The sequence below is a fragment of the Mycobacterium sp. NPDC049093 genome (assembly GCF_040704635.1).
In the GTDB taxonomy this organism is placed as follows: domain Bacteria; phylum Actinomycetota; class Actinomycetes; order Mycobacteriales; family Mycobacteriaceae; genus Mycobacterium.
Map to the genome: position 1 here is coordinate 540,646 of NZ_JBEZJS010000003.1, position 11,757 is coordinate 552,402.

Annotated in this window: 14 protein-coding genes; 3 read left to right on the top strand and 11 right to left on the bottom strand. The window is 66.8% G+C overall.

The annotated features are described in order from the left end of the window. Positions 1 to 120 precede the first annotated feature (120 nt). A complete protein-coding gene (gene car / locus AB0876_RS12980; RefSeq protein ID WP_526042153.1) occupies positions 121 to 3,603 on the top strand; it encodes a carboxylic acid reductase in 3,483 nt (1,160 codons plus the stop codon). A 100-nt stretch (positions 3,604 to 3,703) separates the two neighbouring features. Here the strand turns inward: car and AB0876_RS12985 are convergent, their stop codons facing one another. The 7 genes from AB0876_RS12985 to AB0876_RS13015 all read right to left on the bottom strand — a co-directional run bounded on the left by AB0876_RS12985 (position 3,704) and on the right by AB0876_RS13015 (position 8,225). Beyond that, complete coding sequence (locus AB0876_RS12985) at positions 3,704 to 4,483, bottom strand: MerR family transcriptional regulator (protein WP_491838942.1); 780 nt, start codon at positions 4,481 to 4,483, stop codon at positions 3,704 to 3,706. Between the two features lie 74 nt (positions 4,484 to 4,557). Then, complete coding sequence (locus tag AB0876_RS12990) at positions 4,558 to 4,941, bottom strand: DUF1304 domain-containing protein (RefSeq protein ID WP_491838941.1); 384 nt, start codon at positions 4,939 to 4,941, stop codon at positions 4,558 to 4,560. A 5-nt stretch (positions 4,942 to 4,946) separates the two neighbouring features. After that, positions 4,947 to 6,002, bottom strand: a complete 1,056-nt coding sequence (gene ruvB / locus AB0876_RS12995; protein ID WP_491838940.1) for a Holliday junction branch migration DNA helicase RuvB — start codon at positions 6,000 to 6,002, stop codon at positions 4,947 to 4,949. Further along, the gene (ruvA, locus tag AB0876_RS13000; RefSeq protein WP_491838939.1) at positions 6,002 to 6,589 is read right to left on the bottom strand and encodes a Holliday junction branch migration protein RuvA; all 588 of its coding nucleotides are present in this window, start codon (positions 6,587 to 6,589) and stop codon (positions 6,002 to 6,004) included. The genes ruvB and ruvA overlap by 1 nt, the downstream gene beginning before the upstream one ends. Next, a complete protein-coding gene (gene ruvC / locus AB0876_RS13005) occupies positions 6,586 to 7,155 on the bottom strand; it encodes a crossover junction endodeoxyribonuclease RuvC (protein ID WP_064929840.1) in 570 nt (189 codons plus the stop codon). Before ruvC ends, ruvA begins: the two co-directional genes overlap by 4 nt. A gap of 75 nt (positions 7,156 to 7,230) precedes the next feature. Beyond that, positions 7,231 to 7,551, bottom strand: coding sequence for a hypothetical protein (locus AB0876_RS13010; RefSeq protein ID WP_491838938.1), 321 nt, complete (start codon positions 7,549 to 7,551; stop codon positions 7,231 to 7,233). Between the two features lie 71 nt (positions 7,552 to 7,622). Continuing rightward, positions 7,623 to 8,225 (bottom strand): TetR/AcrR family transcriptional regulator, encoded by a 603-nt coding sequence (locus AB0876_RS13015; RefSeq protein WP_526042154.1) that lies wholly within the window; start codon positions 8,223 to 8,225, stop codon positions 7,623 to 7,625. A 68-nt stretch (positions 8,226 to 8,293) separates the two neighbouring features. Between AB0876_RS13015 and AB0876_RS13020 the strand changes: the two genes are divergently transcribed. Together AB0876_RS13020 and AB0876_RS13025 are read left to right on the top strand one after the other, a co-directional pair. Further along, complete coding sequence (locus tag AB0876_RS13020; RefSeq protein WP_491838936.1) at positions 8,294 to 9,127, top strand: alpha/beta fold hydrolase; 834 nt, start codon at positions 8,294 to 8,296, stop codon at positions 9,125 to 9,127. 37 nt (positions 9,128 to 9,164) lie between these two features. Next, a complete protein-coding gene (locus AB0876_RS13025; protein WP_491838935.1) occupies positions 9,165 to 9,815 on the top strand; it encodes an SDR family oxidoreductase in 651 nt (216 codons plus the stop codon). Positions 9,816 to 9,818: 3 nt separating this feature from the next. Here the strand turns inward: AB0876_RS13025 and AB0876_RS13030 are convergent, their stop codons facing one another. From AB0876_RS13030 to AB0876_RS13045, 4 genes are all read right to left on the bottom strand, one after another. Next, the gene (locus AB0876_RS13030; protein WP_491838934.1) at positions 9,819 to 10,148 is read right to left on the bottom strand and encodes a rhodanese-like domain-containing protein; all 330 of its coding nucleotides are present in this window, start codon (positions 10,146 to 10,148) and stop codon (positions 9,819 to 9,821) included. A gap of 21 nt (positions 10,149 to 10,169) precedes the next feature. After that, the gene (locus tag AB0876_RS13035) at positions 10,170 to 10,589 is read right to left on the bottom strand and encodes a MarR family winged helix-turn-helix transcriptional regulator (protein WP_526042345.1); all 420 of its coding nucleotides are present in this window, start codon (positions 10,587 to 10,589) and stop codon (positions 10,170 to 10,172) included. Between the two features lie 3 nt (positions 10,590 to 10,592). Continuing rightward, the gene (locus AB0876_RS13040) at positions 10,593 to 11,348 is read right to left on the bottom strand and encodes a YebC/PmpR family DNA-binding transcriptional regulator (RefSeq protein ID WP_064886608.1); all 756 of its coding nucleotides are present in this window, start codon (positions 11,346 to 11,348) and stop codon (positions 10,593 to 10,595) included. A gap of 77 nt (positions 11,349 to 11,425) precedes the next feature. Next, positions 11,426 to 11,752, bottom strand: a complete 327-nt coding sequence (locus AB0876_RS13045; protein ID WP_526042155.1) for a hypothetical protein — start codon at positions 11,750 to 11,752, stop codon at positions 11,426 to 11,428. Positions 11,753 to 11,757 lie beyond the last annotated feature (5 nt).

Sequence of the window (11,757 nt, forward strand, 5' to 3'; positions counted from 1 at the left end):
GACGCATCTCGCAGCCGTCGGACTGGCATCTCGAAATATAATTAGTTTTACTAACGTAGTAATTAGTAGGCGCGGCAAACGTGCCGACCATAGTTATTTTGATTTGCTCAGGGGACTGATATGACCACCGAAACACGCGAGGACCGGCTGCAACGCCGCATCGCACGCCTGTATGACACCGACGCCCAGTTTGCCGACGCCCGCCCCAGCGACGCCGTCAACGCCGCCGTCGCCCAGCCTGAGCTGCGGTTACCCGCCGTCGTCAAAGGCATCTTCGCCGGATACGCCGACCGCCCCGCCCTCGGGCAGCGCGCCGTCGAGTTCGTCACCGACGCCGCTGGCCGCACGTCGGCCCAGCTGCTCCCCCGTTTTGAAACCATCACCTACCGCCAGTTGGGCGACCGCGTCCAAGCGGTGACCAACGCCTGGCACAACCACCCCGTGAAGCCCGGCGACCGCGTCGCCATCCTCGGCTTCACGAGCGTGGACTACACCACCATCGATACCGCGCTGATCGAGCTCGGCGCCGTGTCCGTGCCACTGCAGACCAGCGCCCCGGTCACCACCCTGCGCCCCATCGTCGCCGAGACCGAACCGGCCGTGATCGCGGCGAGCATCGATTTCCTCGACGACGCAGTCGAATTGGTGCGCTCCGGACCCGCGCCCCGGCGCCTGGTGGTCTTCGACTACCGGCCCCAGGTCGACGAGCAGCGCGAATCCTTCGAGGCCGCCAAGTCCGCGCTCACCGGCACCGATGTTGTCGTCGAGCCGCTGGCCGACGTCCTGGACCGTGGCCGGTCGCTGGCCGACGCGCCGCTGTACGTCTCTGGCCACGCCGACCCGCTGGCCATGCTGATCTACACCTCCGGCAGCACCGGCACCCCCAAGGGCGCCATGTACCCGGAGAGCAAGGTCGCCAACATGTGGCAGATCGCCACCAAGGCCACTTGGGACGAAAACCAGGCCGCCCTGCCCGCGATCACCCTCAACTTCATGCCGATGAGCCACGTCATGGGCCGCGGCATCCTGATCGGCACGCTGAGCTCGGGCGGCACCGCCTATTTCGCCGCGCGCAGCGACCTGTCGACCTTCCTGGACGATCTCGCCCTGGTGCGGCCCACGCAGCTCAGCTTCGTGCCGCGGATCTGGGACATGCTGTTCCAGGAGTACCAGAGCCGTCGCGACCGCTCCGCGGGCGACGAGTCCGCCGTCGAAGACCGGGTGCTCGCCGAGGTCCGTGAGGACCTTCTGGGCGGGCGGTTCGTCTCCGCGATGACCGGCTCCGCGCCGATCTCGGCCGAGATGAAGACGTGGGTCGAGCGCCTGCTCGACATGCACCTGTTGGAGGGCTACGGCTCGACCGAGGCCGGCTCGGTCTTCGTCGACGGGTACATCCAGCGTCCGCCGGTGATCGACTACAAGCTGGTCGACGTCCCAGATCTGGGCTACTTCCGCACCGACCAGCCCCATCCGCGCGGTGAGCTCCTGGTGAAGTCCGAGCAGATGTTTCCCGGCTACTACAAGCGTCCGGAGATCACTGCCGAGATGTTCGACGAGGACGGCTATTACCGCACCGGCGACATCGTGGCCGAACTCGGCCCCGATCACGTCGAGTACCTCGACCGGCGCAACAACGTCCTGAAGCTTTCGCAGGGCGAGTTCGTCACCGTGTCCAAGCTGGAGGCGGTCTTCGGGGACAGCCCGCTGGTGCGCCAGATCTTCATCTACGGCAACAGCGCCCGCTCGTATCTGCTGGCCGTCGTGGTGCCCACCGATCCCACCGCCTCGAAGCAGGCGATCGGCGATTCGCTTCAGGAAGCGGCCCGCACCGCCGGGTTGCAAAGTTACGAGGTTCCTCGGGATTTTCTTGTAGAGACCACACCGTTCAGCCTGGAGAACGGTCTGCTGACCGGTATCCGCAAGCTGGCCCGTCCCAACCTGAAGAGTCACTACGGCGAGCGTTTGGAGGAGCTGTACACCGAACTGGCCGAAGGACAGGCCAATGAGCTGAGCGAGCTGCGGCGCAACGGCGCTCAGGCTCCCGTGCTCGACACCGTGAGCCGGGCCGCCGGGGCCCTGTTGGGTGCCGCGACAACCGATCTCGCACCCGAAGCCCACTTCACCGATCTGGGCGGGGATTCGCTGTCCGCGTTGACCTTCGGAAACCTGCTCCAGGAGATCTTCGACGTCGAGGTGCCCGTGTCGGCCATCGTCAGCCCGGCATCGGACCTTCGGACCATCGCCGAGTACATCGAGGCTCAGCGCTCCGGTACCAATTTGCGGCCGACCTTCACCTCGGTGCACGGTCGCAACGCGACCGAGGTCCACGCGTCCGATCTGACACTGGACAAGTTCATCGACGCCGCGACGTTGGCCGCCGCACCGGGCCTGCCCGGTCCGGTCAGCGAGATCCGCACCGTACTACTCACCGGCGCAACCGGTTTCCTGGGTCGTTACCTAGCCCTGGAGTGGCTGGAGCGCATGGATCTGGTCGACGGCAAGGTCATCTGCCTGGTGCGCGCCAAGTCTGACGAGGAAGCCCGCGCGCGCCTCGACAAGACGTTCGACAGCGGGGACCCGAAACTGCTTGCCCACTATCAGGATCTGGCCGCCGACCATCTCGAAGTGATCGCCGGCGACAAGGGCGAGGCCGACCTGGGTCTCGACCCGGCGACCTGGCAGCGCCTGGCCGACACCGTCGACTTCATCGTCGACCCGGCCGCGCTGGTCAACCACGTGCTGCCCTACAGCGAACTGTTCGGCCCCAACGCACTTGGCACTGCCGAGCTCATCCGGATCGCGCTCACCACGCGGATCAAGCCGTTCGCGTACGTGTCGACGATCGGCGTGGGCGGCGGCATCGCGCCAGGGAAGTTCGTGGAGGATACCGATATCCGCGAGATCAGCGCGACCCGAAGCGTCGACGACGGCTACGCCAACGGGTACGGCAACAGCAAGTGGGCCGGTGAGGTCCTGCTGCGGGAAGCCCACGATCTGGCCGGCCTGCCGGTGACGGTGTTCCGCTGCGACATGATCCTGGCCGACACCACCTATGCCGGACAGTTGAACCTTCCGGACATGTTCACCCGCATGATGTTCAGCCTCGTCGCGACCGGTGTCGCGCCGAAGTCCTTCAACCAGCTCGACGCGGACGGCAACCGCCAGCGCTCGCACTACGACGGCCTGCCCGTCGAGTTCATCGCCGAGGCCATCTCCACCCTGGGCGCCCATGTCCAGGACGGCTTCGAGACCTACCACGTGATGAACCCGCACGATGACGGCCTCGGCATGGACGAGTTCGTCGACTGGCTCGTCGAGGCCGGCTACCCGATCCAGCGTGTCGAGGACTACCAAGAGTGGTTGTCCCGCTTCGAGACCACGTTGCGGGCGTTGCCCGACAAGCAACGTCAGGCCTCGCTGCTGCCGCTGCTGCACAACTACCAGCAGCCCGGCATGCCGGTGCACGGCGCGATGGCACCGACCGATGTGTTCCGTGCCGCCGTGCAGGACGCGAAGATCGGCCCGGACAAGGACATCCCGCATGTCACCCGCGAGGTCATCGTGAAGTACATCAGCGATCTGAAGCTGCTCGGATTGCTGTAAATAGACTTCCCCACAAGGGAAGAATCCCCTGAGCGGCCGCGGTCCTTATCCAGGACCGCGGCCAATCAGTATCTAGGGCGGCCGCGGAAGCTGTGTCGCGTCAGCGATCAGCTCGGTCCGCATTCGCATGAATCGCGTCGCGACAGAATGCCGCCAAGCCCGGAAGCGCGAAGGATTCGTCGTACTTTGCGACGTATGCTGGATCGCTCACGTACAGGTCTCCCAACTTGCGGTGGAACTCGCTCGGGCAGTCATAGAACCAGCGGTTCACGTGGAGCCGATGCCGCTCGGCTGCATCCATTGCCGCGTCGGAGTCGGCGGGTAATCCGTTGCGGAACGCGTCGGACAGGGCCTGCTCGACGGCTTCTCCTTCGGCTTTGATCTGGATCCACTCGTCCTTGCCGTAAGCCTTCGTTCGACGCTGCGACTCCTTCCACTCCGCCGTCTCGCCCCACTTCTGTTCGACCTCCGCCTGATAGTCGTCGAAGTCCTCGCCGAAGAGTTCGCGCATATCGTCATCGGTCATGGGGGTGTTCGTCATTGCCTTCTCCAATGCCTGGTCGATGGCCTCGACGAGGTCCTTCATCTCGTCGAGGCGGGTCATGACGCGTTCGCGCTGACGGACCAGGTGACTGACCTCATCACCCTCGTCCAGCAGCATCGCGATCTCATCAAGAGTGAACTCGAGCCGGCGGTAGACGATGATCTGGGACAGTCGCGTCAGGTCTGACGATGTGTACACCCGGTATCCCGAGGCGCCACGCCGGGTCGGGGTCAACAACCCGATCTCGTCGTAGTGATGAAGTGTCCGGACCGTGATGCCAAATCGCTCGGCCACCTGGCCCACGGTGAGCTCGCCCACCGGCAACTCCTGCGTCATGTTGAACAGACTGGTGCCTCACGCCGCGTGAGGGTCAAATGCTCATGCTCCGGCGGGGTGCCTCTGGTGCCGGCCTAGACCAGGCCGATCACCAGCAACACGACAGCGATCAGCGGGAAGGCACCTTGGGTTACCGCGGCGCGCGCCTTGTCCGGCGAGCTGGTGAGCAGCACGACGGCCGCCGCCAGCATCGACCCGACGCCGGCGAACACCAGCGCGGCACCAACCGCGTTGTGCCCCAAGCCAACCGCGACGATCCCGATCACCGTGACGATCGCGAGGAACAGGTTGTAGAAGCCCTGGTTGAAGGCGAGCTCCTTGGTGGCCTGCGCCTCCTCCTCGCTGATGCCGAAGGTGGCGCGGGTACGCGGTGAAGTCCAGGTCAGCGACTCCATCACAAAGATGTAGATATGCAGGACCGCGGCGAGCGCGGCGAACACCAGACCGGCGATGACCATGCGGTCTATTCAAACAGGCCGGGCTGCCCCAGTCCGGTAACCGGCGGTTGCATACCCAGATGAGTCCACGCCAGCGGCGTGGCCACCCGACCTCGCGGGGTGCGGGCCACCATCCCGGCGCGCACCAGGAAGGGTTCGCAGACTTCCTCGACGGTGGTGGCCTCCTCGCCGACGGCCACCGCCAGCGTCGACACCCCGACCGGGCCACCGCCGAAACTACGAGTGAGCGCCGACAGCACTGCACGATCCAGGCGATCCAACCCGAGCTCGTCGACGTCGTAGACCTCCAGCGCAGCCTTCGCGATGTCGCGGGTGATCACCCCGTCGGCGCGAACCTCGGCGTAATCCCGGACCCGGCGCAGCAGTCGGTTGGCGATACGCGGTGTACCGCGGGAGCGCCGGGCGATCTCGGTGCCGGCCTCGCGACCCAACTCGATGCCGAGGATGCCGGCCGACCGGGCCAGTACCCGCTCGAGTTCGACCGGCTCGTAGAAGTCCATGTGCGCGGTGAACCCGAAGCGGTCCCGCAGGGGGCCGGTCAGCGCCCCGGACCGGGTGGTGGCCCCCACCAACGTGAAGGGTGCGACCTCGAGCGGGATCGACGTGGCACCAGGGCCTTTGCCCACCACCACGTCGACGCGGAAGTCCTCCATCGCCAGGTACAGCATTTCCTCGGCCGGCCGGGCGATGCGGTGGATCTCGTCGATGAACAGCACGTCGTGCTCGACGAGGTTGGACAGCATCGCCGCCAGGTCACCGGCGCGCTCCAGCGCGGGGCCCGAGGTGAGCCGCAGCGAGGAGCCCAGCTCGGCCGCGATGATCATCGCCAGCGAGGTCTTGCCCAGCCCGGGCGGACCGGACAGCAGGATGTGATCCGGTGTGCCACCGCGATTCTTGGCGCCCTCGAGGACCAGCTGTAGCTGCTCCCGTACCCGCGGCTGACCGATGAACTCTCCGAGGGAGCGCGGGCGCAGGCTGGCGTCGACGTCGCCCTCACCGACCGTCAGCGCCGGCGAGACCTCCCGCTCATCAGGTTCCTCGGTGTCGTCGAAACGGCCCATTACTTCTTACCCAACATGGACAGCGCGGCCCGCAGCGCGGACGCCGTGGTGGCCTCGGGATCGTTGGCCAGCACCTTGTCGGTGGCCTCCTCGGCCTGTTTGGCGGCAAAGCCAAGTCCGACAAGGGCTTCCACCACCGGAGCCCGCACCGCGTGGCCGATCGCCCCACCGATGGCCCCCGGAGTGACCGGACCGATCTTGTCCCGCAGCTCCAGCACCATGCGTTCGGCGCCGCGCTTGCCGATACCGGGAACCCGGGTCAGCGCCGTCACATCGCCGTCGGCCAGCGCCTGCCGCAGGGCCTGGGGGTCATAGACAGCCAGTGTCGCCAACGCGATCTTGGGGCCGACGCCGGAGACGCCGAGCAGCGTCAGGAACAGGTCGCGGGCATCGCCATCGGCGAACCCGTACAGCGTCATCGAATCCTCGCGCACGATCATCGCGGTGATCAGCCGTGATTCGGTGCCACGGCGCAGGTTGGCCAGCGTCGAGGGCGTGGCCATCACCTTGTAGCCGACACCGGCGGCTTCGATCACGGCATGGTCGAGGGCGATGTCGATGACCTCGCCGCGCACCGAGGCGATCATGCCCGGGCCGCCTTCGCGGTGGCCTTCAACCTGGCCTGGTACTTGCGGCGTTGTTCGGCCGCCATGGCCTCGGCGGCGGCCATGCGCTCGATCATCGGGGCGCGCCAGCAGTGGCAGATGGCAAGGGCCAGCGCGTCGGCGGCGTCCGCTGGGGACGGCTTGGCTTGCAGCGCAAGAATTCTGGTGATCATCTCGGTGACCTGAGCCTTGTCGGCACGACCGTTTCCGGTGACCGCCGCCTTGACCTCTGAGGGGGTGTGAAAGTGCACCTCGATGTCGCGCCGGGCCGCGGCCAGGGCGATCACTCCGCCGGCCTGGGCGGTGCCCATCACGGTGGACACGTTCTGTTGGGCGAAGACGCGCTCGATCGCGATCACGTCGGGGCGGTGGGTGTCCATCCAGTACTCGGCAACGTTGCTGATCTCCAGCAGCCGCTTCTGCAGCGGTGCGTCGGCCGGGGTGCGGACCACATCCACATCGAGGGCGGTGACCTGCCGGCCCTTGCCGCTCTCGACCACGGACAGGCCGCAGCGCGTCAACCCGGGATCCACTCCCATCACCCGCACACGAACCCCTTCGTCAGAACACCTGTTCGATAGCCTAGCGGGCCGGGTCGGCGGGGCGTGGCAGGGACACGCCAGTCACCGGTAGTGCGAGACGTCGGCCCCGAGGATGCTCTGGCGGATCTGGTCGATTCGTCGCCCCGATGCCCGCCAACCCCTGACGCGTTCGGTGCCGACTTCCCGGCCGGCCCGCTCGATCACGATCGTCCACGACACCCCGAGGAACTTCGCCGCGAACCAGAACGGCCAGGCCAGGAGAACCAGCAGCCAGACAATGGCGAAGATCGCCCCGACCACACCGTCGGAGTCCCCCGACGTATCCGGGACGTACATCCACTTGCGTCGCACCGTCCAACCGACCCCGTGCGGGTCGGTCACCGCCCCGTTGACCAACTGCATGACCCCGTCCTCCTGCGCACCCACAAACGTTCGAGATCACCGTAACCGTGTGAACGAGGGGCGCCGTGCGGTCAATTCGCCGTATCGGTCAACACTCGCGCCCCCAGCGCGAGCCCCCGATACTGCGGGGCGAGTGCGCGGCCGGCAGCCAGCAGTGGTTCGACGTCACGCAGCGTGCGCGCCAGGATGAACGCGCCTTCGAGTGCGGCGACGATTGCCATCGTGACGTCACGCGCCATCGTCGGATCCACGCCGCGCTGGGCGAAGTAGGCGGCGCCACCGTCGAGCCATGCGGTGAAAATCCCGGCCGCGACGACCCGCAACTCCTCGACCGTGTCGGAGGTTTCGGCCGCCACCGTGCCGACCGGGCACATGTTCGCGTAACCGCTGGCTGCCATGTCCTCCGCGGCTTGGCTGAACACCCCCTCGACCGCACGGCCCAGGTCGTCGTACTCGTCGACGATGGTCGGAATGAGCAGCCCGTAGGCGGTCCCCGCATCGACCAGGGCCTCGCGGGCGATCTGCAGCTTGCCGCCCCGGAAATGGTGATAGAGCGACCCGATCGGGGCGCCGGAGGCCGCGACGATGTCCTTCATGCCGACCGCCGCATAACCCTTGTGCCGCATCAGCTCGGCCGTGGCGGTCAGGATCGTCTCCCGCGTGGACCTTGCCATCTGAACCTCCTGCAGACACACTAGAGCATAAATTCTAGAATCAACGTTCTAATGCCAGGAAGGTCGCCATGAAATCAGTGGAACTGCCCGCGGGGACCATCGAATATCGCGAAGAGGGGGATCCGTCCGGCCCGCCGGTGGTGCTGCTGCACGGACTCTTGATGAACGACACGCAGTGGACGACGACGCTGCCGTTGCTACCCGAGGGGTTCCGATATCTGCTCCCGGTACTCCCGATGGGTGGACACCGCATCCCGATGCGCGAGGACGCGGATCTCAGGATGGACGGGATGCTCGGCATCGTCGCCGATTTCCTCGATGCCCTGGATCTGGCGGACGTCACGCTGATCGTCAGCGACTGGGGCGGACCGCTGTTCCTCACCGACACCGGACGCGACAAACGGGTGGCACGGCTGGTGATCTGCCCGTCGGAGGCGTTCGACAACTTCCCACCGGCGCCCTACGCCAAGGTTCTGTGGCTCGCCAGCCGCACCACCGGCACCGTCTCCTTCGCGCTGCGCCAGATGCGCATCGAGTGGCTGCGCCGGCAACCGATGCTGTGGGGCGAGATGTCGAAAAAGCCGATCCCCCAGCATATTTTCGAGGGCTGGACCGACGCCGCACTGGCCGACCGGCGGATCCGCCGCGACCTGATCAGCTACTGCCGCAGCCGATTCGACAAGGCGGAGTTGATCCGGGCCACCAACGCACTCGCCGATTTCACCGGCCCGGCTCTGGTGTTGTGGAGCGACAACACCGTGATGCCACCCGCGCACGGGCGACGACTGGCCGACCTGCTGCCCGATGGGCAGCTACGCCAGATCGAGGACGCCCGGGTGCTGATCATGCTCGATCAACCCGAACGGACCGCCGAGGAGATCGGCCGCTTCCTGACCCGATGAGCGCGCCGCGGCTACCGTGTCGGTGGGAGGTACGGAAATGCGCGTGGTCATTGCGGGCGGACACGGAAAGATCGCCCTGATCCTCGAACGGCTGCTGGCCGCACGAGGGGACGAGGTAGTCGGGCTCATCCGCAACCCGGCCCAGTCGGCGGACCTGGAGGCGGCCGGGGCGACCCCGGTCGTGTTGGACCTGGAGAGTGCATCGGTCGACGACGTGGCCGACGCCGTGCGCGGCGCCGATGCCGTGGTGTTCGCGGCGGGCGCGGGGCCGGGCAGCGGCGCGGGCCGCAAACAGACGGTCGACCGGGATGCCGCGATTCTGCTGGCCGATGCCGCCGAGGCCGCGGGCGTGAGCCGCTACGTGATGGTGTCGGCGCTTGCGGCCGACGATCGCTCGCTCGACGAGAACTATGACGAAGTGTTCCGCGCCTATATGCGGGCCAAGTCCGAAGCCGATGCCGACGTGCGGGCCCGCGCGGGCCTACGCACCACGATCGTGCGGCCGGGCGGACTCACCGACGATGCCGGGACCGGGAATGTCACGGTCGCCGAATCCACCGGACGCGGCAGCATCCCCCGTGAGGACGTCGCGCAGGTGCTCCTCGCCGTGCTGCACGAGCCGGAGACCGCAGGCCGGACCTTCGAGGCGATTTCCGGGTCGACGCCCATCGACGCGGCGCTGCACTGACCGTCACCCGGTCAGCGGTCCACCCGCCGCACGCCAGTGGATCAGGCCACCGCTCATGTTGACGGCCTCGAAACCGTTCTCCACCAACAGGTTCGCCGCACCTGCCGACCGGATTCCGCCGGTACAGAAGGTGATGAGCAGGCGGTCGTCAGGGAGGTCCAGGCAACGCTCGGGCAGTTCCTCGAGCGGCATGTGCACCGCAGCCGGGATGTGGACCCGATTCCACTCGAACGCGCGGCGGACATCGATGACCAGTGCGCCCTCCTCGACGAGGCGGACCGCCTCGGCGGCGCTGACGGCCGGGGGCCGGCGAAGGTAGTGCCGGAAGCTCATAACCTTCAGGCTAACTGAAGGCTAGAGGGAACCCGACATGATCCGAGTCATATACGCGCGGAGCGCTTCGGTGAGTTCGGGGTGTTCGGCGGCGAACTGCGCATCGAGTGTGGTCACTACCTCGGCGGCCCGGTCCAACAGTGCCGCGCCTTTTGCCGTGACCTGCAGTGTCGACGCGGCACCGGCTTGCGCCGTCGCGTCGTCGACCAGGCCCGCCTCGACGAACGATGCCACCGCGGCGTGTGCACTCTGCACGGTGATGCGCGAACGTCGCGCGAGTTCACTGAACGAGATGCCCGGATTACCCCGAACATGCCCCAGCAGCCCGTACTTGCGGGTGGTCAGTCCGAGGGGTTTCAGCGCGTCGGTGAACGCGGATTCCCAGACTCGGCTGACAGTGAGCAACCCGACGGTCGGGCTGAACGGGGGCGGCTCGGGCAGTGGCTACTCCTCGTCGAGCTGCGCAGCGACATCGTCGGGGATGTCGATGTTGGTGTACACGTCCTGCACGTCGTCGCTGTCCTCCAGCGCATCGACGAGCTTGAGCACCTTACGGGCGCCCTCGAGGTCGACGGGCACACTCACCGAGGGCTGGAAGCTGGCCTCGGCCGAGTCGTAGTCGATGCCGGCGTCCTGCAGCGCGGTGCGCACCGCAACCAGGTCGGTGGGCTCGGAGATGATCTCGAAGGCGTCGCCGAGGTCGTTGACCTCTTCGGCACCGGCCTCCAGGACGGCCATCAGCACGTCGTCCTCGGTCAGACCGTTCTTCTCCAGCGTTACCACGCCCTTGCGGGAGAAGAGGTAGGCCACCGAGCCCGGGTCCGCCATGTTGCCGCCGTTGCGGGTCATCGCGACCCGCACCTCGCCGGCCGCGCGGTTGCGGTTGTCGGTGAGGCACTCGATGAGCACCGCCACACCGTTGGGGCCGTAACCCTCGTAGGTGATGTTCTGCCAGTCGGCGCCACCCGCCTCTTCACCACCGCCGCGCTTGCGGGCGCGTTCGATGTTGTCGTTGGGCACCGAGCTCTTCTTCGCCTTCTGGATGGCGTCGTAGAGGGTGGGGTTACCGGACGGGTCTCCCCCGCCGACACGTGCCGCGACCTCGATGTTTTTGATCAGCTTGGCGAACATCTTGCCGCGCTTGGCATCGATGACGGCCTTCTTGTGCTTGGTGGTGGCCCACTTGGAATGGCCGCTCATGCAGGTACGCCCCTTTTCCGGTTAAAACTCCGGCCCTCCAGTCTACGTGGCCGGTCCCACCGCACTCGATACGACGCCTACAGTCCCTGCAGCAACGCGAACGTTCTCGCCGCCGCGGCAGTGCACAGCACCGGCCAGAACCAGATGTGCCAATGCCGCCAATGCCCGACCGCCATGCCGATCGGCGCGAGCACAACGGTCGCCCAGGTGAGCACAACCCAGACGAACAGGTTGCCGGCCTCATCGGCTTGATCGGGAAACGCCCCACTGAACCCCAACGGGAAGATCGCGGCGAACGTCAGCAACACGGCAGCCAGACCGTTCGCCGCCCAGACTGCCCAACTGATCACCGACTCGACCACACCCGGCCGCCGCCGGACTGACGCTGGCGACGAGGCAGACATGGAGG

Coding starts and splice junctions, on each gene's coding strand:
- AB0876_RS12990 (WP_491838941.1), bottom strand. CDS start 4,941: ATGGTCATCGCCGGTCTGGTGTTCGCCGCGCTCGCCGCGGTCCTGCAT.
- AB0876_RS13020 (WP_491838936.1), top strand. CDS start 8,294: ATGAAATCAGTGGAACTGCCCGCGGGGACCATCGAATATCGCGAAGAG.
- AB0876_RS13015 (WP_526042154.1), bottom strand. CDS start 8,225: ATGGCAAGGTCCACGCGGGAGACGATCCTGACCGCCACGGCCGAGCTG.
- AB0876_RS13040 (WP_064886608.1), bottom strand. CDS start 11,348: ATGAGCGGCCATTCCAAGTGGGCCACCACCAAGCACAAGAAGGCCGTC.
- AB0876_RS12985 (WP_491838942.1), bottom strand. CDS start 4,483: ATGACGCAGGAGTTGCCGGTGGGCGAGCTCACCGTGGGCCAGGTGGCC.
- AB0876_RS13030 (WP_491838934.1), bottom strand. CDS start 10,148: ATGAGCTTCCGGCACTACCTTCGCCGGCCCCCGGCCGTCAGCGCCGCC.
- ruvA (WP_491838939.1), bottom strand. CDS start 6,589: ATGATCGCCTCGGTGCGCGGCGAGGTCATCGACATCGCCCTCGACCAT.
- ruvB (WP_491838940.1), bottom strand. CDS start 6,002: ATGGGCCGTTTCGACGACACCGAGGAACCTGATGAGCGGGAGGTCTCG.
- car (WP_526042153.1), top strand. CDS start 121: ATGACCACCGAAACACGCGAGGACCGGCTGCAACGCCGCATCGCACGC.
- AB0876_RS13010 (WP_491838938.1), bottom strand. CDS start 7,551: ATGCAGTTGGTCAACGGGGCGGTGACCGACCCGCACGGGGTCGGTTGG.
- AB0876_RS13025 (WP_491838935.1), top strand. CDS start 9,165: ATGCGCGTGGTCATTGCGGGCGGACACGGAAAGATCGCCCTGATCCTC.
- AB0876_RS13045 (WP_526042155.1), bottom strand. CDS start 11,752: ATGTCTGCCTCGTCGCCAGCGTCAGTCCGGCGGCGGCCGGGTGTGGTC.